This is a genomic window from Ferruginibacter sp. HRS2-29 (genome assembly GCF_024343615.1).
In the GTDB taxonomy this organism is placed as follows: domain Bacteria; phylum Bacteroidota; class Bacteroidia; order Chitinophagales; family Chitinophagaceae; genus Ferruginibacter.
In genome coordinates this window covers 17,196-42,520 of the sequence record NZ_RJUB01000145.1, presented here as the reverse complement: position 1 = coordinate 42,520, position 25,325 = coordinate 17,196, and the positions used below count along the sequence as shown (strand labels likewise).

21 protein-coding genes are annotated in these 25,325 nt (G+C 44.8%); 20 read left to right on the top strand and 1 reads right to left on the bottom strand.

The genetic code is table 11. From position 1 onward, the window contains the following. Positions 1-97 precede the first annotated feature (97 nt). The 14 genes from EGI32_RS17195 to EGI32_RS17130 all read left to right on the top strand — a co-directional run bounded on the left by EGI32_RS17195 (position 98) and on the right by EGI32_RS17130 (position 17,724). Entirely contained in the window at positions 98-1,492 is a 1,395-nt protein-coding gene (locus EGI32_RS17195; RefSeq protein WP_255156592.1) for a hypothetical protein, read from the top strand. Between the two features lie 44 nt (positions 1,493-1,536). Then, positions 1,537-2,115: a glutathione peroxidase gene (locus EGI32_RS17190; protein ID WP_255156591.1), complete on the top strand. Its 579-nt coding sequence runs from the start codon at positions 1,537-1,539 to the stop codon at positions 2,113-2,115. Positions 2,116-2,244: 129 nt separating this feature from the next. Continuing rightward, positions 2,245-3,525, top strand: coding sequence for a DNA polymerase III subunit delta' (locus tag EGI32_RS17185; protein ID WP_255156590.1), 1,281 nt, complete (start codon positions 2,245-2,247; stop codon positions 3,523-3,525). A gap of 198 nt (positions 3,526-3,723) precedes the next feature. Beyond that, positions 3,724-5,226 (top strand): regulatory iron-sulfur-containing complex subunit RicT, encoded by a 1,503-nt coding sequence (locus EGI32_RS17180; protein WP_255156589.1) that lies wholly within the window; start codon positions 3,724-3,726, stop codon positions 5,224-5,226. A 142-nt stretch (positions 5,227-5,368) separates the two neighbouring features. Then, on the top strand, positions 5,369-5,662 hold the full coding sequence (locus EGI32_RS17175) for a type II toxin-antitoxin system HigB family toxin (RefSeq protein ID WP_255156588.1): 294 nt from the start codon (positions 5,369-5,371) through the stop codon (positions 5,660-5,662). Positions 5,663-5,720: 58 nt separating this feature from the next. Beyond that, on the top strand, positions 5,721-6,095 hold the full coding sequence (locus tag EGI32_RS17170) for a type II toxin-antitoxin system HigA family antitoxin (RefSeq protein ID WP_255156587.1): 375 nt from the start codon (positions 5,721-5,723) through the stop codon (positions 6,093-6,095). 9 nt (positions 6,096-6,104) lie between these two features. Then, positions 6,105-7,010: a gliding motility-associated ABC transporter ATP-binding subunit GldA gene (gene gldA, locus EGI32_RS17165; RefSeq protein WP_255156586.1), complete on the top strand. Its 906-nt coding sequence runs from the start codon at positions 6,105-6,107 to the stop codon at positions 7,008-7,010. Positions 7,011-7,261: 251 nt separating this feature from the next. Then, on the top strand, positions 7,262-8,551 hold the full coding sequence (eno, locus tag EGI32_RS17160; RefSeq protein ID WP_255156585.1) for a phosphopyruvate hydratase: 1,290 nt from the start codon (positions 7,262-7,264) through the stop codon (positions 8,549-8,551). Between the two features lie 113 nt (positions 8,552-8,664). Then, positions 8,665-11,754 carry a zinc-dependent metalloprotease gene (locus EGI32_RS17155; RefSeq protein WP_255156584.1) on the top strand — a complete coding sequence of 1,030 codons (3,090 nt, stop codon included), beginning with the start codon at positions 8,665-8,667 and terminating at the stop codon, positions 11,752-11,754. A gap of 159 nt (positions 11,755-11,913) precedes the next feature. After that, positions 11,914-15,042 carry a M43 family zinc metalloprotease gene (locus EGI32_RS17150; protein WP_255156583.1) on the top strand — a complete coding sequence of 1,043 codons (3,129 nt, stop codon included), beginning with the start codon at positions 11,914-11,916 and terminating at the stop codon, positions 15,040-15,042. Between the two features lie 212 nt (positions 15,043-15,254). Next, positions 15,255-15,551, top strand: coding sequence for a septum formation initiator family protein (locus EGI32_RS17145; RefSeq protein ID WP_255156582.1), 297 nt, complete (start codon positions 15,255-15,257; stop codon positions 15,549-15,551). 101 nt (positions 15,552-15,652) lie between these two features. Beyond that, complete coding sequence (locus tag EGI32_RS17140) at positions 15,653-15,889, top strand: hypothetical protein (RefSeq protein WP_255156581.1); 237 nt, start codon at positions 15,653-15,655, stop codon at positions 15,887-15,889. Between the two features lie 172 nt (positions 15,890-16,061). After that, on the top strand, positions 16,062-16,706 hold the full coding sequence (nth, locus tag EGI32_RS17135; RefSeq protein WP_255156580.1) for an endonuclease III: 645 nt from the start codon (positions 16,062-16,064) through the stop codon (positions 16,704-16,706). Between the two features lie 76 nt (positions 16,707-16,782). Beyond that, a complete protein-coding gene (locus EGI32_RS17130) occupies positions 16,783-17,724 on the top strand; it encodes a hypothetical protein (RefSeq protein WP_255156579.1) in 942 nt (313 codons plus the stop codon). Positions 17,725-17,981: 257 nt separating this feature from the next. Here EGI32_RS17130 and EGI32_RS17125 read toward each other — a convergent pair whose 3' ends face one another. Further along, positions 17,982-19,835 carry a 2-oxoacid:acceptor oxidoreductase subunit alpha gene (locus EGI32_RS17125; RefSeq protein ID WP_255156578.1) on the bottom strand — a complete coding sequence of 618 codons (1,854 nt, stop codon included), beginning with the start codon at positions 19,833-19,835 and terminating at the stop codon, positions 17,982-17,984. A 238-nt stretch (positions 19,836-20,073) separates the two neighbouring features. Here EGI32_RS17125 and EGI32_RS17120 point away from each other — a divergent pair, with 238 nt between their 5' ends. From EGI32_RS17120 to EGI32_RS17095, 6 genes are all read left to right on the top strand, one after another. Next, positions 20,074-20,538, top strand: a complete 465-nt coding sequence (locus EGI32_RS17120) for a hypothetical protein (protein WP_255156577.1) — start codon at positions 20,074-20,076, stop codon at positions 20,536-20,538. After that, complete coding sequence (locus EGI32_RS17115; RefSeq protein ID WP_255156576.1) at positions 20,531-21,565, top strand: hypothetical protein; 1,035 nt, start codon at positions 20,531-20,533, stop codon at positions 21,563-21,565. Before EGI32_RS17120 ends, EGI32_RS17115 begins: the two co-directional genes overlap by 8 nt. Next, positions 21,555-21,959, top strand: a complete 405-nt coding sequence (locus EGI32_RS17110) for a hypothetical protein (protein ID WP_255156575.1) — start codon at positions 21,555-21,557, stop codon at positions 21,957-21,959. The genes EGI32_RS17115 and EGI32_RS17110 overlap by 11 nt, the downstream gene beginning before the upstream one ends. 90 nt (positions 21,960-22,049) lie before the next feature. Beyond that, on the top strand, positions 22,050-23,177 hold the full coding sequence (locus EGI32_RS17105; RefSeq protein ID WP_255156574.1) for a formimidoylglutamase: 1,128 nt from the start codon (positions 22,050-22,052) through the stop codon (positions 23,175-23,177). Positions 23,178-23,259: 82 nt separating this feature from the next. Continuing rightward, positions 23,260-24,699: a D-alanyl-D-alanine carboxypeptidase gene (locus EGI32_RS17100; protein WP_255156573.1), complete on the top strand. Its 1,440-nt coding sequence runs from the start codon at positions 23,260-23,262 to the stop codon at positions 24,697-24,699. Between the two features lie 209 nt (positions 24,700-24,908). Then, the gene (locus EGI32_RS17095; protein ID WP_255156572.1) at positions 24,909-25,238 is read left to right on the top strand and encodes a DUF4870 domain-containing protein; all 330 of its coding nucleotides are present in this window, start codon (positions 24,909-24,911) and stop codon (positions 25,236-25,238) included. The last annotated feature ends 87 nt before the right edge of the window (positions 25,239-25,325 follow it).

Below are 25,325 nucleotides of genomic sequence, written 5' to 3'. Positions count from 1 at the left end.
TTTCGGTCAGCCTTGCCACGCTGGCCATTGCAAGTAAATAATTCGCCTGTCACAACTAACGTCGCACAACTAACAACTTTATTGTAGTTTTGTTTCAATGAAAAAAACATTCTTCGCAAGCAGTATCCTGTTGATCGTTCTCTTTTTTTCCTGCAAAAAAGATAGTGTGATCACCAGTCCGGAAGCCGGGCTGAGCATCAGCATCGATACCGTGAAATTCGACACTGTTTTTACCAGCACTGGCTCAGTTACAAAATCGTTGAAGATATTCAATGAAAACAGTCAGCGCCTGCGGATGGATATAAAACTGATGGGTGGTGCGGCATCCCCTTTCAGGATCAACATCAATGGCACTGCCGCCACCGAAATGAACCAACTGGAAGTGGCCGCTGAAGACAGTATATATGTATTCGTTTCGGTTTCTGTAAATCCAACTTCAGCACCATTGCCTTTCGTATTAAGCGACAGCATTTCGATAAAGTACAATGGAAACACCCGGTGGATACAATTGCAGGCTTACGGACAAAACGCCGTTTTTCTGGATAACACCGTCATCACCACCAATACCAGCTGGAATACCAGTTTGCCGTACGTGATATTAGGAAGCCTGCTTGTGGCGCCCAATGCCACACTTACCATTCCCGCGGGCACCAGAGTATACGCCCATGCGGATGCACCGTTGATTGTGGATGGCACTCTCTTGGTAAACGGTACGCACGAGGATAATGTGCAATTTTCCGGCGACCGCCTGGATGATCCGTACGACAAATTTCCGGCAAGCTGGCCGGGCATCTATTTCAGGGCGGGCAGCAAAAATAATGTCATCAGTTTTGCCATTATCAAAAATGCCTACCAGGCTATCGCAGTATTTGAACCTTCGGTGAATGCCAATCCCAAGTTGATATTGCATCAGTCCGTCATAGACAACGCGTATGATGCCGGACTCCTGCTGAGCAATACATTTGTACAGGCGGATAATTGCCTGGTGAGCAATTGCGGTACAAATATTGCAATAGAATCGGGCGGCAATTACAATTTTACCAATTGTACTGTGGTCACTATTTCCAATAGTTATATCCTTCACAAGACAGCAGTAGTGAAGGCAGGTAATTTCCTGGAAACGAACGGAAGTACCACAACAAAAGACCTGAACGCATTATTTAAAAATTGTATTTTCTGGGGAGATAACAATACCCTGGAAAGTGAGCTGGATATCAAAAAACAAGGAAACAATATTTTCAGTGTAACGCTGGATCATTGCCTTTACAAGGCCAATACAGCACCGGCAAATGCCACATTGCTGAGTTCACTTGACAATATGGATCCGCAATTCGACAGTGTGGATGTAAGGGCCAACTATTACGATTTCAGGCTGACGAAGTATGCCAGCCCGGCGATCAATGCGGGTTCGGCAATAACGTTTACCAAAGATCTCGACAACAACAACCGCAGCGTTGGAGTGACCGATATAGGCTGTTACGAAAAACAATAAGACACAACCATTCCTTCAGATAAAACGTTTATAAAAAAAAGATCATGATAAAATTCATCGCGTTAGCCGCTATCGCCATCACTGCAACAGCAGCGGTAAAATTCAACACCCCGTCTTCAGGAAGCCACGCAGCTACCGCAGCAGCGCCGGCCGCCACCACTACAGTATATCAATTTAAAGTGGAAGGACTGACAGGTGGCACCATCGATTTCTCTTCCTTCAAAGGAAAAAAGATATTGATTGTAAATACGGCTTCCAAATGTGGCTATACCCCCCAGTATAAAGAATTGCAGGAGCTTTCTGAAAAGTACAAAGACAAGCTGGTAGTGGTAGGTTTCCCGTCAAATGATTTCAACCAGGAGCAAGGCAGCGCACTTGAGATAAAAGAAGTCTGTGAAAAAAATTATGGCGTAACTTTTCCTGTGGCGGCCAAGATTTCAGTAAAAGGTGATGCGCAGGCTCCTATTTATAAATGGTTAACCCACAAAGATCAGAATGGCGTGATGGATGCCGAAGTGAAATGGAATTTCAATAAATTTTTGGTAGATGAAAAAGGAAAGCTGGTCGCCTATTTCCCCAGCAAGACCACGCCGCTCAGCGAAGAAATTACCAGCAAATTATAAAAAACAACCGCCGGATCCCGGCGACGGAAGTTTTTTAAAGATGGCCATGATTATTCATGGCCATTTTTATTTAAACCCCGGAGGTTTTGAAAACCTCCGGGGTTTTTCACTATTCACTACCTTTGCCTCATGCAATTTTCGGAAGTAATTGGTCAAACTGATCTCAAAGAACAACTGGTTCATATGATCTCCCACAACAGGCTCAGCCATGCTTTGCTGTTTTTGGGAAAAGAAGGAAGCGGTGCTTTATCGCTGGCGCAGGCTTTTGCACAATATATTGTATGCGAAAAAACAGGCGGGAAGAAACCTAAGAAGACGACCGACAACCGACCACAGACCACCGAACTTTCGATGTTTGGCGAGCCTGAACCTGCCGTGGAAGCGCTGACAACTGACAACTCACAACTGACAACTCTTCACGATTCCTGTGGAGAATGCGCTGCCTGCCAGAAAGCGGCAAAACTCATCCATCCCGATATTCATTTTTCATACCCGATTTTTCCAAAAAAACCCGGCGACAAATCCGTTTGTACCGATTTCATCGTGGAGTGGAGGGAATTCATCCTGGCAAACCCGTATGGCAATAGTTATGATTGGCTGCAGTTTGCCGGTGCTGAAAACAAACAGGGTAATATCAATGTATATGAATGCAATGATATCATCCGCAAGCTGAGCCTCAAAAGTTTTGAAGCCGAATACAAGATACTCATCATGTGGATGCCTGAGGCGTTGGGCAAAGAAGGTAATAAATTATTGAAGCTGATCGAAGAACCGCCTGCCAATACGCTTTTTATCCTGGTGGCGGAAAATGATGCGCTGGTGCTGCCAACCATCCTTTCGCGTACGCAGCTGGTAAAAGTACCACAGCTGAATGTACACGATATTGAAACTGCATTGCAATTGAAAGAAAATCTTTCTTTTCAGAAAGCCAGCCAGATCGCTGCCGTTTCCGAAGGAAATTATCACGAAGCGCTGCATCAGCTGCAACATGCCGAAGACGATTGGGAATCGATGCTGAGGGATTGGCTCAACAGTATTGTAAAGACGGGGCCGGTGGCGCAGGTAAAATGGATCGAGGAAATGAGCAAGAACGGCCGCGAAAAACAAAAACAATTCCTCAAATATTTCACCCATATACTCGAGCAGGCTGTCAGGATCCGCGCCATCGGGCTCGAAAACCTGCCTCACCAGAAAGAAACCCAGGGCAATGAACAGGCCCGCAGCGATATCGAATTTGCCATCCGGTTCAACAAACTTTGTGGCATCGAGCAGCAGGAAGCCATCATTCACGAACTCGACCAGGCCACCTATTACGTGGAGCGCAATGCCAACCCCAAAATGCTGTTTCACGCCCTTACAATTAAGTTGTATCATATTATTAGCAACAAATCAGTAATTTTGATGCAATAGGGTTTGCCTTCCTGTGTACTATATTCCGGCATTTATTCGTTTTTATACTGAAACGAATCACAATTGCGTGTGATAGATTTATACAAATAATTGCTTTTCAGTCAGCTAAGTACAAATACACACCGACGGAAATCAGGAGGGGTTCCGAAATATTTAATAATCTTTCCCGCCTTGGCGGGAACAAAATATGATCAGATTATGGCATGTGGAAGTTGCGGTACCGCCAAAGGCGATGCTCCGGGCGGTTGCCAAAGTAAAGGAAGTTGTGCAAGTGGCAGTTGCAACCGTATGAATGTACACGATTGGCTGGCAAATCTCCCCTTCAGCGATCCTGAAAGCAGTTGCCGCATCGTGGAAGTGAGTTTCAACAATGGCAGCAGGAAGGACTATTTCAAAAACACTACCCTTCATTATTTTGAAAGAGGCGAAATGATCGCCGTGGAAGGCGTCAATGGCTTCGACGTAGGGATGGTAAATCTTACCGGCGAACTGGTACGCCTTCAACTCAAAAAACACAAGATCGACGAATTCAACCCCGACATAAAAAAAGTACTTCGCCGCGCCACCGATATCGACCTGGCCAAGATGAAGGAAAATAAAGCCAGGGAAGCGCAGGTGCTTATCCGCAGCCGTGCGATGGCAAGAGTGCTGAAGCTGGATATGAAAATGGCCGAAGTGGAAGTGCAGGCAGATGGCCGGAAAGCGACATTTTTTTACATCGCTGACGACAGGGTGGATTTCAGGGAACTGATCAAACAGTACGCCGGAGAGTTTAAAGTGAAAGTGGAAATGCGGCAGATCGGCGCCCGTCAGGAAGCTGGAAAAGTAGGTGGCATCGGCAGTTGCGGCCGCGAATTATGTTGTAGTACCTGGCTTACAGATTTCAAAAGTGTGAATACTAATGCTGCACGCTACCAGAACCTCAGCATTAACCAGACCAAATTAAGCGGCCAGTGCGGCAGGCTGAAATGTTGCCTCAATTATGAACTGGATACCTATATGGACGCCCTCCAGTTTTTTCCCAACGACGCGGATATGCTCGAAACAGCCAAAGGCAGGGCTTTCCTGGTAAAAAAAGATATTTTCCGCAACCTCATGTGGTACACCATGGCTGAAAGCAATAAGCAATACCCGCTTACGCTCGAAATGGTGAAAAAGATAAAGGCGCAGAACCGCGAAGGTATACGCCCTGAAGAACTGGAAACGGCTGAAGTGGTAACGGGCAAACCGAAAGAAATAGAACCTGAATATGCAGATATAGTAGGGCAGATCAGCCTGAAAAGCCTGGAAAAGACTACCCGCAAACGCAGGGATAAAGAACGCAGCCAACAGCAAACACAACAGCGTGGTGGTCAGCAGCAAACCCCGGGCAACCGTGGCGGCAACCAGCAACGCGGTGGCCAGAAGCCTCCGCAGGAAGGCGGCCAGCAAAGGCAGCGGCCGGCACAGGGGCAGCAACAACAGCGTCCTCCACAGCAAAAGCAACAACCCGGACAAGGGCAGCAGCAACGCCCTCCTCAAAATCGGGGAGGCCAGCAACAGCGTCCCCCACAGGAAGGTGGAAATGCTCAACGACCTCCAAAGCAGCAGGGACAAGGTCAGCAGCGTCCGCCACAACAGCAGCGCCCTCCAAGGCAGCAGAACCAGCAACGTGGACCACAGAAGCCTCCGCAGGAAGGTGGTGGAGAGAAGAAGGATTAACATTGTTTTAAAACTATTATCAAATAAAAAAGTTGGCAAATTGCCAACTTTTTTATTTATCTTTGTTTTCTAAACGCTGCCTTGCGATAACAGGCTATTTTAAATATGAAATTTTTACTTAACTATTTTTTAATCAATATGTATGCAAATAGTATACTTAGAGAAACTACGTAATTTTAGCCTAGAGCATGCAGATTCTAGAAAAAGCCTGTCTGCATGGAAAACAGTTGTTGAAAATGCACAATGGAAAAATAAACAAGACGTTTTAAAAGCGTTTCCAAAAGCAAAAATTATTAAAAACAATAGAGCGAGATTTGAAATTCTACACAATAATTACAGGCTAATTGCTCATATTGACTATATCGATACCATACTAGAAATTAGGTTCATCGGAACTCATAATGAATATGATAAGATTGATCCTGAAACTATATAAATAACTATGTAACCTTTGATAAACTTAATGATTAAGTTATTATCAACTACGAAAAAAAATGACAAGAAATCAATGGTTTTTGATTGAAAATAAAAAAGACTATCAAAAAGCAACAGAACGGTATGAACAAATAAGAGAAGCAGTAAAAGGCACTTCTGAGCACAAGGAGAAACTTTTACTGGCTTTTCTTATTGGTCAATATGAAAAGACTCTTTGGGATTTACCTGAACTGGATCCAATTGAATTAATTAAGATTCGAATGGAGGATTTTGGTTACAAACCAATAGATCTTGCGAATGAATATGGAGATAAAGGTACTGTTAGTAAAGTATTGAATTATAAAAAACCTTTGTCATTAAGCATGATAAGAATATTCAGTAAAATGCTAAACATTCCATCTGATTCCCTGACCAAAGAATACCGAATCATTTAAAGATACTAAATGTCTATATCTGTAAACAAACTTTCCAAAAACTATGGCGCTCAAAAAGCCGTCAACAATATTTCCTTTACTGTAAATAAAGGCGAGATTGTAGGCTTTCTCGGGCCGAACGGCGCGGGCAAAAGCACTACGATGAAAATGATCACCGGTTATCTTGCTGCCGATGCGGGAAAGATAGATGTGTGTGGCATTACAGTGAATGAAAACAATCTTGATTCAAAGAAAAAAATCGGTTATTTGCCCGAAGCGAACCCATTGTACATGGACATGTACGTGCGTGAATACCTGCAATTTATCGCCAATATACACGGCATCAAAGACTCCGGGACCAGCATCGAAAAAGTAATCGTCACGGTAGGGCTTACGCCCGAAAGCCATAAAAAGATCGGCCAGCTCAGCAAGGGGTACAAACAGCGTGTGGGGCTCGCAGCAGCATTGGTGCATGAGCCGGAAGTGCTCATTCTTGATGAACCTACCAGCGGCCTCGATCCCAACCAGATCATAGAGATCAGGAACGTGATCAGATCATTGTCTGCCAATAAGACCATCCTTTTTTCCTCCCATATCATGCAGGAAGTAGAAGCTATCTGCGACAGGGTGATCATCATCAACAAAGGGAATATTGTAGCCGATGACCAGTTGGGCAACCTGCAGAAAGACAACAAAGATCACCAGGCCATCCTCGTTGAATTCAAAGAAGATGTAGATGTGGAACTGGTGAGAAATATGCATCACGTAAAGAGGGTAACATTGCCGCAAGCCGGAGTATTCAATATCGAATGTACCAACGCAGAAGCTGTAAAAAAACAGCTGCTGGAACTGAGCATCGGGCAAAACCTCAACATCGTTTCATTGCAGACACAATCCAATAGCCTGGAGAGTGTGTTTAAATCATTGACGACCTAAAACGGATCACGGATTATTTTGCTGCGCAAAATGAATACCGTCCGAGTTATTGAAATCATTTCTAAAAAATATCTCCGCATGTTTTTTTGTGAAGCGAAAAACAAATCTGTATAATCCCCTGATCGATCTAAAATCCGTGATCTGCATAATATCATTGTGTAAAGATCACATAATGTTTATTTCATCCGTATTTCGTAAATTCGCCATCGCATTTACATAATTTCATTCATAACATAAAATCACCATCAACAATGAGCTACATCGCATCCATTCATGCCCGCCAGATATTAGACAGCCGTGGAAACCCTACTATTGAAGTAGATGTATTGACAGAAAACGAAAATCTTGGCCGTGCCGCGGTGCCAAGTGGCGCCAGCACAGGGATTCATGAGGCGGTAGAACTCAGGGACAACAATAAAAAACTGTACGGCGGAAAATCCGTACTCAAAGCGGTAAAGAATGTGAACACCACCATCGCGGAAGCTTTACTGGGTTGGGATGTAGCGGATCAGACAGGCATCGATGCGGCTATGATCGCATTGGACGGCACCGAAAACAAAGGTAAACTTGGCGCCAATGCCTTGCTGGCAGTAAGTCTTGCAGTGGCAAAAGCTGCCGCTCTTGAAGCCAATCTCCCATTGTACCGCTATATCGGTGGTACCAACGCAAAGATCCTTCCTATCCCGATGATGAACATCCTCAACGGTGGTGCTCATGCGGATAACAAGATCGATTTCCAGGAATTCATGGTAATGCCCGTAGGTGCCAATACTTTCAGCGAAGGCCTTCAATGGGGCGTGGAAATTTTCCATGCATTGAAAACCGTTTTGAAGAAAAAAGGGTTCAGCACCAACGTAGGTGATGAAGGGGGTTTTGCTCCAAACATCCAGAGCAACGAAGAAGCGATCGAAACCGTATTGGAAGCCATCAAAATAGCGGGTTTCAAAACCGGCAGCCAGATCGGTATCGCTATGGATGCCGCCAACAGTGAGTTGTGGAATGCAAAAGAAAAGAAATACATTTTCCATAAAAGCGATGGCAAAAAAATGACCAGCGAACAACTGGTAGAATACTGGGCGAGCTGGGTGAAAAAATACCCGATCATTTCCATCGAAGACGGTATGGCCGAAGACGACTGGAAAGGCTGGAAATTACTCACAGAAACCGTTGGCGATAAATGCCAGCTGGTAGGCGATGATCTTTTTGTAACCAATGTTACCCGCCTGGAAAGGGGTATCAAAGAAGAAACTGCCAATGGCCTGCTGGTAAAAGTGAACCAGATCGGTACCCTTACCGAAACCATCAATGCCGTGAGCATGGCTCAGCAGGCAGGTTACAATACCATCATGAGCCACCGCAGTGGTGAAACCGAAGACAGCACGATCGCAGACCTTGCAGTAGCATTGAATTGCGGCCAGATCAAAACCGGTTCTGCAAGCCGCAGCGACCGTATGGCAAAATACAACCAGCTGATCCGCATCGAAGAGATCCTGGGCGCTAGCGCTATCTACCCGAAAGGAAAGATCACGTTTGGTAAATAGGTTTTTTGCACAAACATTAAATACATGAAAAAAAGCTACTATCTTTAGTAGCTTTTTTTATGCACGTAATTCTTACACAGAAAGATCGTCTACTATTTAAACAAACTAATTGTATGAAGAAAATTTACACCCTGGCCTTTGCGCTGTTGCTCCTAACAGCACACATATTTGCGCAGCAGGTCAGCAGATCAAAATCTCTCAATCTTAACCAACGAAAATGCGCAACGGCAGAATTGTTGCAGCAATTCAATGCGCTGCATCCCGATGCCGAAACCACCGCCCAGTTTGAAGCCTGGATGAGCCAGAAGATTGCTGAAAGAAAAGCCGATCCTACGCTGCCAAAGATCACACCCGGTGTTACTTTGCCCGTGGTATTCCACATCATTCACAACAATGAAGCAGTGGGTGTCGGACGAAATGTATCACAGGCTGCTATTATCCAGCAGGTATTGCAGATCAATAAAGATTATGCCAACCTGTCCAACAGCCCCTACGCTGTTTCCGAAGATATGGGTATCCGTTTCGGACTGGCGCAGACAGATCCTTTGGGCAATCTCATGCCTGAGCCGGGAATCGACCGTATCAATAGAAGTGATAAAGGCTGGACCGCACCTCCATACACTGTAGGGTATGCTTCTGGTGCCAACAACTATCTTACCAACACCATCAAACCAGGCTCCATCTGGGATCCTACAAAATACCTCAACATCTGGGTATCGGAATGGGAAGCAGGCATTCTCGGGATCGCTACCTTTCCCGCTTCTTCGGGATTAACGGGACTGAATAATTCTGAAACCAATACTACCGCCGGCGTTACCATCAGCTACACAACAGTTGGTAGTGTATTCAAACCGTTCGGTGTCTGTGCCGATCCCTATGGAAAGGGAAAAACATTGACCCATGAACTCGGGCATTTCTTCGGCCTTCGCCATATCTGGGGCGATACCGATTGCGGTACCGACTATTGCAACGATACCCCTACTCATTTTGAAAACAATTCCGGTGAACCCACCCACCCAAAACCAAACAGCTGCGGCACTGCCGATGAGATGTTTGAAAATTATATGGACTACAGTGATGATATCATTGCCAATACATTTACTGTAAACCAGGGCGACCGTATGGAAGCTGTATTTGCCAATAGCCCGAGAAGGGGCAGCCTTGCAACGTCTACTGTAGGATCTGTGCTGGTTACCGCCAGTAATGCCATCGCTTTTGCTGATTGCGATGGTGTGTTGAGGGTCAATGAAAACAGCGGTATGACTACCTGCCCCCGTTTCAGGGATATCAGCCTGGAACTGAACGTGGAAGATAAAGCCACCGCTGCTACTACAGTAACCATCACCACCGGCGGTACCGCTGTAAATGGCGTGGATTATCAATTACTCACGCCTACCGTTTCTTTCGCCACCGGCGATAATTACAAAGCGGTAAATCTCCGCATATTCGATGATGCGCTCCCTTCGGGAAATAAAACCATCGTACTCGGTTATACGATCGGCAGCGGGGGCGGTGTTACGGCAGGTACAACCGGACAGACCATCACGATCACCAAAGTGGAAGATGATGCGGTCAAAACAATCAATGTGACCAATCCCAACGTTCAGCTGCTGTCGCAAAACTTCGGCACCGCCGCTAATAACGGACTGGTTCCCGGCTGGCTGCTGGCTAATTTTTCCGGCACTGCCAACACGTTTACCGCCAATGCGCAATTCGGCTCAGCCACAGGATTTTCTGCCGCCGATGGCAGGATACTCCATATTACTAATGGATCTGCCAGCGACAAGACTAATGAGATCGCTGCCAATGCCTATACTTTTACCGCCGCATCGGATGCCGCTGCAGTCACACCGGCTTTCAATACCATCGGGTATAAAAATATAAAGATCTCGTTTGATTACGCCAGCAATGGCGTCGGAAATGATTTCGGTTATCTGCGTTACACCACCACTTCACAAACCCAAGGTTTCCTCCCGGTATATAATACACTGGGAAATCTTGTTGCCTTCCAGGGCGTAACGGGTAAAACAAATGTGGTGGTACCCCTGCCGGATATATTGGCCAATCAGCCAAACGTCTGGATTTGTTTTGAATGGCAGAATGATGCCGCAACCGGTATCAACCCACCGTTTACAATCGATAACGTAGTCATCACCGGTGAAGCGGCTGGTGTGGAAACCGTATTGAACCAATCGGTGGTACAGACGCATCCTGCAGGACAGTCAGAACAATATGTAAGCAGCACCAACAATATCATTGCTACCATCACCAACCCGAGTGTTGACCTGGGTTGTGTTACAGCTACTGTCAGCTCTTCCGGCACCGGGCTCACTACCCTCAATACAACCGGCGGTGTGTACCAGCGCAGCAACAAAGTGATCAGCCTTAGTCCTGCCGTAGCAAATTCTACCGCTACTTACCAGGCCACATTCTACTTCACTACAGCAGAGCTTGCAGCATGGGCATCCAGCGTACCGAATCTCAAACTGATGAAGGTACAGGATGGCGTAAACCTTGCCACTACATTGACCGCAGCAAATTCGGTGGTAGTAGCTACTACCGTGGACGACCAGCGTACCACCAAAGGATATGCGTCCTTTACAGCAAATTTCACCGGAGGTTTCTCTCAATTCCTGCTGGTTTCGCCGTTGACCGCTTTGCCTGTTCAATCGCTGGATTTTGCTGCAAGGCCGGCCACCAACAACATCCTGCTGACCTGGAATACCACTGCCGAGCAAAACAACAAAGGCTTTGCGATCGAACGCAGCAAAGACGGTGTTACCTACGAAAAGATCGCATGGGTAGACGGCGCGGGCAACAGCAGCAGCCTTAGGAATTATTCTTACACTGATAATTTCGTTCAGCCGGAAGTATTGTATTACTACCGCCTTCGCCAGACCGATTTTGACAACAGGTCACTGCTTTCTGAAGTAAGGCAGGCGAAGATCAAAGGCAATGGCAGCATCAGCATCAGTATCAGCCCTAACCCTGCCAGCGACAAAGTGAAAATATTTGTTGCGGGCGCCAGCGGTTTATCCGATATTAACCTGTTCAACGCCGAAGGCAAGCTCGTTCGCACCTGGAAAAAACAACAATTAAGTTCAGCCATCACACTGAATATTTCAGGCCTTGCGAAAGGAGTTTATATTTTCAACATCGCCACAGGAAATGATACCAGGGTGGAAAAACTGGTGATCAACTAGATCTGCGGTTATTATATAGCTGAAATGGGATGACAATTGTCATCCCATTTTTTTTTAAACAAATTCTTAAAGCCGCTCAAAACCTGCTATCTTAGCCGTCTTTTATTTGTTCCCCTAACGAATACGGCTATTTAATTTTATTATCAAAACAAACTTATCATGAAGAAGATCTACGCCTCCCTGATGGCTGTAGTGTTATTTGGTGTGCAGTTATCCTTTGCACAAACCCTCTCAGTTACGGCTGACAGCAAAAAACATCCAGTTAAAAAAACGATCGGCACAACGCCTGTCATCACTTTTCCGAACTCTGTGAAGCCGGAAAAATGTGCTTTCAATCTCGTAATGAAAAACGCACAAAAGAACGGGTTTCTTAACAGCGCTTACGAGAGCCAATTAAATACGCTGATCCAGCAGAAGCTGGCAAATGGCGAAGGGTTTACGGGTACCGTTACCATCCCGGTTGTATTCCACGTTATTTACCGCACCGCCAATGCCGCAGGCGATGCTTCTCCCAACCTGAGTACCGCAAAGTTCCAGGCACAGATCGATCAGCTCAACATCGATTATGCCAACCTTGCAGGCTCTCCTTATACAGGAGTGGCTGGTGATGTACGCATCAGGTTTTGTATGGCTGTAGTAGATACTGCCGGCAGGCCGATGGCTACCCCGGGTATCGACCGCATCAACGGACAAACCCGTGTGCCGGCATTTTCCAATACCAATACTATGGGCCAGGATGAACTGATCTCTTACTTCGACAATACCATCAAACCTGGTACCATCTGGGATCCTTTCACTTACATGAACGTATGGACCAGTGCCATGGACAACAGCGGATTGCTGGGTTATGCCACTTTCCCGGGGCTGAGCACTTTACCAGGCCTGGATGCAGGTGAAAACAACAGCAATGCTGGTATGGTGATCAACTGGAAGTCTATCGGAAGTGTAGCCAACCCGGGTAACGATACCGACTACGGTTATGGCCGTACACTCACCCATGAAGCCGGTCACTTTTTTGGCTTACGCCATATCTGGGGTGATGAAAATTGCGGTAACGATTATTGCGCAGATACCCCTCCGCAGGACGATGCTACCAGCGGTTGCCCTACCGCAGGCACTTTGAACAACTGCACCCCGTCTGGCCCGAAAATGTTCCAGAACTATATGGACTACAGCAACGATGCCTGTTTGAATACTTTTACCAATAACCAGGCTACCCGTTGCCAGACTGTAATGGATAACAGCCCAAGAAGGGTTTCATTGATGACCTCCACTGCCTGCGCAACCAGGGCGGGCAATTCCGTCTCTTTTATTTTTGCAGGAGAATATGCGGCCTATGAAACCGGTAACGCCGGTACCTGCCCGAACAGCAAGACCTATGCATTCAGGCTTTACCCATCGGTATCTGCCACTGGTGCAGCTACGGTTACTTTCAACACTACGGGAAGCACTGCTGTAGTAAATAAAGATTTCAGTATTTCACCGGCATCGGTAACATTCGCCAATGGCGAAACAACCGCTAAAACGGTTCTTGTAACCATCTTCGACAACCAGGATGTGGATGCAGCCGCAAGGAAAATCATCATAGGTTATAATATCACCGGTACAGGTGTGGTTGCAGGCCCGGACAAACAAAAAGTTACCATCAATATTCTTGATGACGATTTTGTATCCGCTATCAATAATACTTCATCCACAACAACTTTGCTGAGCGAAAATTTCAACGCTTCTGCCAATATCCCGACAGGATGGGCTACCGAAACTTTCTCCGATGGCCTGAGCACTCCTAACACATGGGTGGTGAGCGCAAATGGTGGCAGTGGCACCGCCGGAAATGCGGCTCACATCACAGAAAACGTTTCTACCAAACCCAATACTTACAATGTCAATAACATCAGCGACGCATATCTGTATACCCCATTGATCGACGCCAGCGGATTAAAAGACCTGAACGTTACTTTTAAATGGCGCTGTGTAGGTGAGCAGACTTACGACGATGGTTATCTCGGTTACATACCGGAGGGCCAGGCACGCACTGCTGAAAACGTTCTGTTTTTCAATACTACTTTCAGCGGACAGACCGCAGGTACAGCAGCTGTTACAGCCAACCTCAACCTGCCTGCAAGCATGGCCAATACCAAATTCTATTTTGTGTTCAACTGGTTCAATGATGAAACCCTTGGTGCAAGTCCGGCATTCACCATCGATGACGTGGTATTCACCGGTAAAGCATTAGCTATCGCTACCACAACTGACTCGGATACCAGCTTTAGTTTCAACACCGGCCAGACTGTAAATTTCTACAGTAAAAATGCGGCTTCTCCATTTGATTACAGGCTTATAGCAGGGGTAAAAAATCCAAGTGCCAACATCGGTTGCGTTACCGCTTCGGTAAACCAGGCGGGCACTTCTACATTGGTTACCATCAGCACCCCTTCAGGTACCTACCAGAGGGGAAGCAAAGTGATCTGGCTGCAGCCGGCTACTGCCAATACTTCTGCCACTTACCAGGCTACTTTCTACTACACCACCGCGGAACTCGCCAGCTGGCCTAACCCGCTTGTGTTGAAAATAATGAAAGTAAGGGATGGTGTGGATGTATTTGGTACAGTAAGCGCTTCCGATGCTACATTGTACACACCAACGGTAGATGACCAGCGTGCTACCAAGGGCTACATCGCTTACACGATCAACGCTACAGGTGGCTTCTCACAATTCCTGCTGGTTTCTCAGCTCACGGCTTTGCCGGTGCAGTCGCTGGACTTTACAGTAAAAGCAGCTACTAAAAACATCGTGCTCACCTGGACTACCAATAACGAGATCAACAACAAGGGTTTCGCTATCGAGCGTAGCAAAGACGGTGTTACCTATGAAAAAATTGCCTGGATAGATGGTGCCGGCAACAGCAGCAGCCTGAAGAATTATGCTTACACCGATAATTTCGTTCAGCCGGATGTATTGTATTACTACAGGTTGCGCCAGACTGATTTGGATGGAAGGGGTGTTCTTTCGGATATCCGCCAGGCAAAGATCAAAGGAGAAGGAATGTTCAGCATTACCCTGAGCCCTAACCCTGCAAGCGATAAAGTAAAAATATTCGCGGCAGGTGTAGCCACTTCTTCCGATGTTCAACTCTTCAATGCAGAAGGGCAACTGGTTCGTTCATGGAGAAAACTGAACCTGGGTACATTGACCACGCTGGATATTTCGGGCCTTGCAAAAGGTATCTACATCTTCAGCATCGTGAGCGGTGACCAGAAAAAAGTGGAAAAACTGATCATCAATTAATCTCGTTTTTGATTCTGATAAAGGGATAGCAGTTGCTATCCCTTTTTTATTGCCTGGGGCAAAAAAGGATGTAACGCAGATTTTTATGATCTTTGCTGATACAAAATCTTAACGAATCATAACTATCATCAAAATCTGCGTTGCATCTTCTTCCGAGGGCAATTTGCGTAGCAAATAATTTTTTTGTACATTGTTGTGGTTAATTTAGCGGTATGAAACAGTTTTCGGGCATTTTGTCCATACTAAAGAATAAATATTTTATAGCGTCGGCATTTTTCATCGTGTGGATGCTCTTCTTCGATCCGAAGGATTGGGGGCTTATCAGGGCAAGGGAAAACAAGCTGGTAGAGCTCAACGAAAGCGAGGAACACCTCACCAAAATGATCAAAGATACCCGTACGGAACTTGGACTTTTAAAAAACAGTGCGCAGACGATCGAGAAGTATTCAAGGGAAAATTTTTACATGAAAAAAGACAACGAAGATCTTTTCATAGTAAAAACACCATAAAAAGTTAAAAAACTACCCTTTTTGTACAATAATTCTTTCTCAGGCACCGTTTATGTAACTGGATAATGGATATTTAATTTCAAAAAGCAATAAAATTGCCTATGTACAATTTTACTCAGGAAGATCTGGTGCAGTACCTGTACAAAGAAACTTCCCCTGAAAAGACAGCTGCAATAACAGCGGCGTTAAACTCAGATTATAATTTGCGTGAAATCATGGAGATTTTGTCAGGGTCGATCGAAAAGCTGGATACAGTAGAAATGCTTTCTCCCAGGCAACAAACCCTGGATGCGATCATGAACTATGCAGAAAAACCAGTAGAAGAATTACACGCTTAATCTTTTTCAGATAAATTTTGAAAGGCCCTCTTTGAAACAGAGGGTTTTTTATTGCCCCGCATTGCGTATTTTGGACACGTTATTTATTGAATATTGCACAAACACCCCACAGGTCCGGTCCTGCAATCGTGTAATTCGTATAATTAGCCTTAATTCGTGTAATTAAAAAATTATGACCAGGCAACAACGCTACGACTTCGTTATCAGCTATTTCCTTGAACATTCGCCCGACGCCGAGACCGAACTCATTTACGATAACCCGTTTCAGCTGCTGGTAGCTGTGATCTTATCTGCCCAGTGTACCGACAAGCGCGTGAACCTGACCACCCCCTCCATTTTTTCACAATACCCTGATGCAGGATCGATGAGCAAGGCGGAATTTGACGAACTTTTCCCGTTGATCCGGAGTATTTCTTACCCGAACAACAAAACCAAACACCTGATCGGTATGGCAAAAATGCTGATGGACGATTTCGGCGGAATTGTGCCCATGACGGTAGACGAACTGGTAAAATTGCCGGGAGTGGGAAGAAAAACCGCGAATGTGATCACTTCGGTGATCGATGAACAACCCAATATGGCAGTGGATACGCATGTGTTCAGGGTGAGTGCCCGGATCGGGCTGACAATCGGGGCTAAAACGCCCGTTGCAGCTGAAAAACAACTGATTAAATATCTACCTAAAGAATATGTGCACAAAGCGCATCACTGGCTAATTCTGCACGGCCGGTACATATGCGTGGCGAGGAAACCAAAATGCCACGAATGCGGCATCACCATGGCATGTAAATTTTTCAACAAACTGGCTGTACATTAAATAAAATTGGATAATATTCGTTTTATTTGTAGAATAAAAGGTTAAAAAGGCCTTTGCCTAACTAATTACAATGCGGATGAAAAAAATAACACTTGTACTTTCTTCGATCTTCGTGCTGACACTGGCCTCCCTGAAAGCTGATGCACAGTATTATTTTTATGATGATGAGTATTACGATAATGATGTAATTTTTGAAATTGGCGGATCCCTCAATGCCATGAACTGCCTGACCGACCTGGGGGGTAAAAAAGGTATAGGTAAGAGATTTTTCAAAGATCTTAATACCGGTAAAACCCACGTTGCCGGCGGCGTCTTCTTTAGTGCAATGTACCGCAATGCCCTCGGCTTAAGGCTGGAAGGTACTTTTGGAAAACTATCCGCTGATGATAATGTGTTAGCCGGCGTAGGAAATGATATCGCTAAAGAACGTTACAACCGTAACCTCAATTTTCGCACTACAATAGCTGAAGGTTCACTGATGGCGGAAATACACCCGTTGTACATTTTTATAGACTATGCGGAAAGCGACGCTTACCCGCCACGGTTCTCCCCATATATCCTTGCAGGGGTAGGCTACTTTTCTTACAATCCTCAGGGGCAGGTTCCAGGCACCAACAATTGGGTTGACCTGCAGCCGTTGAGCACCGAGGGACAAGGTTTTCCAGAATACCCGGACAGGAAGCCCTATAAACTTCAACAGATCAATGTGCCGGTTGGCGGCGGCGTGAAATACGAATTAAACCGCCTGTTCAACCTCAGGGCAGAAGCTGTTTACAGGATATTGAACACAGATTATCTCGATGATGTAAGCACCACTTATGTAACGCCAGCCAGCTTTCAGAGTAACTTTACTCCAACAAAAGCAGCGCTTGCGCAGGCCATGTCGGACAAGCAATTTGTAAAACGTCCTAACACAATTGGTGGTAAAGGAAAACGCGGCAGCCCGGCTGAAAAAGATGCTTATTTCTCCATCAATCTTAAGATCAGCCTCATACTCGGAAGGAACAAGATCCGCTAAGGCAGACGATGGCCCACGGACCACAGACCACCGCTGGTTCATTTAGTGGAGGGTTTTAATAAAGAAGAAATTTTTTAAGAAATAAAATAAAAAATGCCCATCGCTATGATGGGCATTTTCATTTATAAAATTTTTCGCGAACAAACCAACGGTGGTCTGTTGTCAGTGGTCAGTTGTCTCCCTCGGTAACCGTTTGTCCGTAGTCTGTTGTCGGCTGTCCGTGGTCTGTGGTCTGTGGTCCGAGGTCTGTCGTCGGTTCATTTTTCCTCCGCTACCGCTTTTATTGCGTCTATCAGTTCGTGCCGGGTAAATGGAACGCCCATGATCTTATTGTATCCTTTGGCATCTACCATATACACATCCCTGATGATCTTGATCAGCTGCCCGTTATTAAGCTCCGGAATAAGCACATGGTCAAAGTTTCTGAGGATATCTCCCAGGTTCTCCGGGAACGGGCGTACATAACGCAGGTGTGCATGCGACACCGGGAAACCATTGGCCCGTAGTTCTACACAGGCGCTTTTGATAGCACCATACGTACTTCCCCAGCCCAGCACCAGCACTTTTCCTTTTTGATCGCCACTATCCAGTTTCTGATGAGGAATATGCTGTGCGATCTTATCTACTTTTTCCTGCCTGATCTTTACCATCAGCTGATGGTTGTCGGGATCATAACTGATATTACCCGTGATGTTTTGCTTTTCCAATCCACCGATGCGGTGTTCCAATCCGGCAGTACCCGGGATCACCCAGGGCCTTACCAGTTTTTCATCCCGCAGGTAAGGCTGAAACTTATCTTCCCCTTCCCACAATTGCGTTTTGAAATTTACCTCTATCGGCTTCAGGTCTTCTGATTTCGGAAATTTCCATGGCTCGGCACCATTGGCTATATAACCATCGCTCAGCAAGATCACCGGCGTCATATGTTGTATCGAGATGCGCACTGCTTCATAAGCTGCTTCAAAACAATCGCTTGGCGTGCTTGCCGAGATCACCGGCATCGGGCACTCGCCGTTGCGGCCGTAATAAGCCTGCAGCAGATCGCTTTGTTCGGTCTTGGTAGGCAATCCGGTACTAGGGCCACCACGTTGTACATCTACTATGAGCAGCGGGATTTCCAGCATTACCGCCAGCCCCATCGCTTCGCCTTTCAACGCCATACCGGGGCCACTGGTGGTGGTCAACCCGAAGTTGCCGCCATAACTCGCCCCGATGGCCGAAGCGATCGCCGCGATCTCATCTTCCGCCTGGAATGTTTTTATCCCAAAAGATTTATGCCTGCTCAACTCATGTAAAATGTCGGAAGCCGGGGTAATAGGATATGATCCCAGGAAAAGCGGCAGACCGCTTTTTTGCCCCGCGGCAATCAACCCGTAAGCCAGGGCCTGGTTGCCCATGATGGAACGGTAAGTGCCCGGCTCCATCTTCGCTTTTTCTACAATGAAACGGTGCGTGAAAGTTTCCGTGGTGTCGCCATAATTATACCCGGAGCGCAGTGCCTTGATATTACTTTCCAGTATTTCCGGCTTCTTGCCAAATTTTTCGGTAAGAAAAGTGATGGTATTATCCATATCGCGGTTGTACATCCAGTACAAAAAGCCCAGCACGAACATATTTTTCGCCCTGTCTTTTTCCTTGGTACCCATCTGTATCTCCTTGAGCGCTTCGCGGGTCATTTTGGTTACATCCATCGTCACCACTTCATAGCTGTCGAGGCTATGGTCTTCCAGCGGGTTTACCCCATCGGGGTAATTGGCGAGGCGAAGATTTTTGCTATCGAAACCATCGGTATTCGCAATGATCCTGCCTCCTTTTTTGAGGCTCTTGAGGTTAACTTTCAATGCCGCGGCATTCATCGCCACCAATACATCACATTCATCGCCGGGCGTAAATATCCTGTCGCTGCTGAAGCGCAGCTGGAAGCCGCTCACACCGGGCAGGGTTCCTATCGGGGCACGTATTTCCGCCGGAAAATCGGGGAACGTGGCCAGGTCGAGGCCGAGCATGGCGGTGTTGTTGGTAAACTGGCTACCGGTGAGCTGCATACCATCACCGCTATCGCCGGCAAATTTTATCACTACTTCATTTAAAACCTCTTGTTGATCGGCCATCTGACTATCTATTAAAATGTAGCTGCAAAGGTAACGACTGGAGGAATTAGATGGGGGATTTTTTGATAAGAAGTTGTTAGGTCCTGGTTCTTGGTGGTAAGGATAGTTTAAAATTATTACTTCATATACAAAAGAGAGGGGGCTCATGCATTTTGAAAAAAATGAGATTTGATTTGCAATTGAGATTTTTACTTGATAAATTAGATTATCCGTCTATCACAAACAGAAACTGTACTTTATGAGAAATTTATTCCTATGCCTACTTGGAGGCATTGCCATAGCAATTCAATCTTGTGCTCCCGATACACCGCAGAGAGATTATACTTGGGTATATACAAATTGGGGTGAAGCAAAAAATTCTCAGCCTGCTTTTAGATGTCTCGAACCAGGTAATACGTGTGTTAAGGGCTCATCGCATCCATTACCTCCGAGATTTGAACCAACACAATGGAGGACAAGCGCGGATTCACTTTTTACTAAATTGAAAACTTACGAGGCTGGTGATAGTCTCAACGCTTTTTTTTCAGATACTATTCAGTGGCAATCGCTGGTTCCTCCTTCTATTATTGGATATGATCTGATAAATGACGTCAAGAATAATTTATTAAGAGTTGGAATAGGATCTGACAGTAGTATATTCTTTTATCAAAATAACGCTTTAACTGCTGATAGTATAGTTTTAATCTGGAAATGGAATGAATAAAATTATATATTGCCTTTTAGTGATCTCGTTTTTGACAAATTGTACAAATATTGAGAAAAAATATTTCAATCAAAGCCAAAAGATCGAAATTAATTGCTCGCCAAAAGTATTGAGCTTTCTCGACCATTTTTGTCAGACTGAAATAGCCGACAGTATAACTCGTATTTACTATATAAAATACGATACTTTATATATATCAGATAACTTATCGGATAGCATAATAGCCATCTCTTTAGATAAAACAAATGATTACACACATTATCAACTCCAAAAAAATAAATTGTTGTTATTAGATGGAGAAAATGTAAGGGTAGACATTTATGAAATTGACTTTTTAAAAAATAAGTCTGAATTTCTTCGAACAGTAGAACTGGCTGGTTTATATAATGCTAAAAACTCCGCACTGTTATATGCACAAGCAAATGCACTTTTTTTCAGGGATACTATTTTATACCTCAAATTTGGAAAGTTTTATGAACCCGCTAATTTTACGGGCAAAAAAGTATTCTATAAGATAAATATTTTCTCAAGTCACCCCCAATTGATAGATTCTTTTTTTCAATACCCGTCCTCCATCACGGAAAAAGAAGTCCGTGAAAAAACTACTTTCCTTGGCGCCTCAAAAAATGACAGTCTTTTTTACTGTGGGTTTGCAAGTTCCGATGAGATACAATTAATGAATATGCATTCGGGCAAAATGATTAGAAAGAAATATGCCCAATATGCAAACTTCAAAAAATATGATGATGACAAACGTACAGACCTCGGTTACATCCGTTACTACGATCTAACTAATGAAAGAAATATTTACGAAACCTTTTATAAAGGAAAATTTATTATCATCAAAAAATTAAAGACAGAAAAACTAAACCAGTCCCCAGCATACGATTTATACATCTTAGACGAAAACCTTAGATTATTATCTCTAACATCTCTCAACTTTCAACCTGGTAAAAATATCTTTCCTTACAAATCCGGGATAGTCGTATCAGATACTACGGGCAAACTGAATTATTATGAAATATAAATATTCATTTTACCTGATACTGTTGGCAATTTTCGCTTGCCAAAAGAAATCAGGATTGGATATAAATTCACAAATGGGAAAATCATTGTTACAAAAATATTCCCACGGCATGATTATTTCCTGTTTCCGGTGCAGTTGCATAGATAATTACTTAACCAAAGAACGCATTTCTTTTTTTAATCAGAAAGGCATAGTCATTCTGGCCGACACGGGATGTGTATTGGCTGGTGCGGCAAACACTATTTACTTTCCTCAAAAAGATCTCGATAGCTTATGGGAAAGAAATTACAATGTGCTGCTTTTTAAAAAACAACATGATGAGTATATTTTTGATCATCTAAAAACAGAATATGACCTGTCTAAAAAAACAAAATCGTTTTTTTCTGATAAATAGTTTTAAATAAGTCTTTTTGATTTTTTGCAGATAACCAAATCTAACATCTCACAACTCTTTTTTCCCTAGTTTTGCCGCAAACATTTTTAAATGCAAGACCTCACCGATTTCCTCGAGCCGATCAACGTGTATGAGCTCAATAATGACGAAGGCTATACCGACGGCCAGTTTGCCAAACATATCAGCATTTACGAAGGCGAGCTGCCCGACCTGGAAGGGATAGACATTGTGCTGGCGGGAATACTCGAATCAAGGGGCAACAGTTTTTTACAACAGACCAACGATGCGGCCAATGCCATCCGCAGGCAATTGTACCAGCTCAATTACTGGCACAAGGATACCCGCATAGCCGATATCGGGAATATAAAACCGGGCGCTTCGCTCAATGATAGTTATGCCGCGATAAAAACCGTGCTGGATGAATTGTTGCAGCTGGGCAAAACCGTAGTTTTCCTCGGTGGCTCACACGATGCCACGCTGGCGCAATATTACGCATACCGCGATAAGAACCAGCAGGTGGAAGTGACCTGTGTGGATGCCCTTATCGACCTCCGCGGCGAAAGCCCGATCCGCAGTGAGAATTTTTTACTCGACCTGCTCACCGGCGAACCCAACCTGGTAAAACATTACAACCACATCGCCTTCCAGAGTTATTTCGTTCATCCGCGTATGCTCGAAACGATGGACAAGCTGCGGTTCGATTGTTACCGCGTAGGAGCAGTAAGCGCCGAGATCGAAGAGATGGAGCCTATCCTCCGCAACACCAATATGCTGAGCTTCGACATCAGCGCCATCAAATACAGCGATGCGCCGTCCAACAAACAATGTCCCAACGGGCTTACCGGCATCGAAGCATGTATGCTCACACGGTTTGCCGGCATGAGCCAGAACCTCAGCAGCATCGGCTTTTACGGCTACAACCCCAATAACGATACCGATGAACTGACAGCCAAACAGATCAGCCAGATGCTCTGGTACTTCATCGATGGAAAAAGCCGCAGCAAGCAGGAAGCCCTGCTCGAAGACCGTCATAATTTCAACGAATACCACACTGCTTTCGCCGAAGTGGATACCGTTTTTTTGCAAAGCAAAAAAACGAGCCGCTGGTGGATGCAGATGCCGGATAAAAAATTCATCGCCTGCAGTTACCTGGATTACGTGAAAGCAAGTAACAATGAGATACCGGAAAGGTGGCTGAGAGTGCAGGAGAGAAATTAGAAATAAAAAATAAGGAAGTGGTGTTGCACGGATCGAATTCGTTGTGATATAATTGACCTCAATTAATTTGTAACTTACAAACATGAAAAGAACTGCATTTCCTCTTTCTTATTTCTTATTAATTATTTCTTATTCCTTATTTGCCAGCTGCAAAACTACCGCCCGGGTCTCCCGGCAAGCCGAAAAAACACTCATCGCCGACACCGCTATCAGCAAGGGTTTCATCGGCATCAGCGTATTCGACCCGTCTTCCAATACTTATTTATATAATTATAATGCGGATAAATATTTTGTGCCGGCCAGCAATGTGAAATTGTTTACGTTGTATGCGGGGATGAAGTACCTGGGGGATAGCCTGGTGGGGATCTATTATAATGATAGAGGCAATGGGATGTTCAATTTATTCCTGACAGGAGATCCGACATTCTTACATCCTGACTTTAAAAACCAGCCACTTCTCGATTTTTTAAAAATTAAGAGCCGTAAATTTTATTTATCGGAATATTCCAACTTTACCAAAACTCTTAACCCATTAGGTTATGGATGGGCATGGGATGATTACAATGAAGACTTTATGGTAGAGCGAAGCCAATTTCCCATTTATGGAAATGTTTTTCGTGCTCAATACGACAGCTTACAACCCATCGCCAATACTGATAGCAGTAAAGTGAAATGGATCATTCGCCCGAAGTTTTTCACATCATTTATCGACAGCATTAATTATTATCCAATTGTTGATCTTGCAACCGACAAATACCCAAAAGAAAGGAAATTCAGTCGTTTTAAGCTTGAAAGAGAAATATCCAACAATCTGACAAGGATTGTACGCTCTGACAATATTTTTTCTTCGCAGGAAATACCTTTTGTAACCGACAACACGAATACAGCGATCAGTATTTTATGGCACGACTTTAAAATACATGCAGTGCGTGGCCAATTGATAGATCTCGGAGTTATTTATGATAAACCAAAGCCATTTACATCATCACCCTATCTTAAAAGTATTCATTCCCAACCTTCCGACTCCCTCTTCAAACCGATGATGCATCGTTCTGATAACTTCTTTGCGGAGCAAACCCTCCTCATGGTCAGCAACGAACACCTCGGCTGCATGAGCGATGAAGACATCATCGACACCTTATTAAAAACCGATCTAAAAGACGCCCCTCACAAACCCAAATGGGTCGATGGTTCCGGCCTCAGCCGATACAATCTCTTCACGCCGCAGGATTTCATTTACATTCTTAACAAGATGAAAAATGAATTTGGTATGGAACGCTTGAAAACGATACTGGCAACAGGTGGTGAAGGCACCTTGAAGAATTATTTCAAAAAAGACACTGGATTTATTTATGCCAAAACAGGCACGCTCAGCAACAACTGTGCCTTGAGTGGTTATATCATTACAAAGAAAAACAGGCTGCTGATATTTTCTATCCTCGCCAATAATTACCAGACCGGCGCTACACCGGTAAGAAAAGCGGTGGAGAAATTTGTGGAGTATATCAGAGAGACATATTGAAGCCGCGGCTCGATATGCTACCGTTTTCTTAACCGCAGAGAGCCAAAGAACACAGAGGTTTCGCAGAGAGAAGACTTAACTCTGCGAAACCTCTGCCAACTCATGTTCCCTGCGGTGAGGAATACGCTTACAAATTCAAACCCACCGTTCACCAATCAACTTCCCTCCAAACTCCCCACATACTCTAGGTTTGCTCAAAACAAATAATTATGAGCAACAAAACATTAGCTATTCTTTCTTACGTCACCATCATCGGATGGATCATTGCACTGGTGCAAAACAACAGCGCCGCTGAAAAAAGCAGCCTGGTGAAATATCATTTAAGGCAAGGCCTCGGATTGGCGATCGTATCGATCATCTTCAACGTGGCCCTTACCATCATCGCCACTGTCGTACCTTCACTGGCTATTCTTGGGCTGGTAGGTTATGCGTTCCTGGTATTCCTCATCATCGGTATCATCAACGCCAGCAACGAAGTGGAAAAACCTTTGCCACTGATCGGGCATTTGTTTGAAGATAAATTCGCTTTTATTTCCTGAAACGGCCAGCGACGACGGACCACAGACCACCGCTGGTTCATTTCGTGAAGGGATTTACTAAAGACAAAATTTTAAATAAGGCAGACA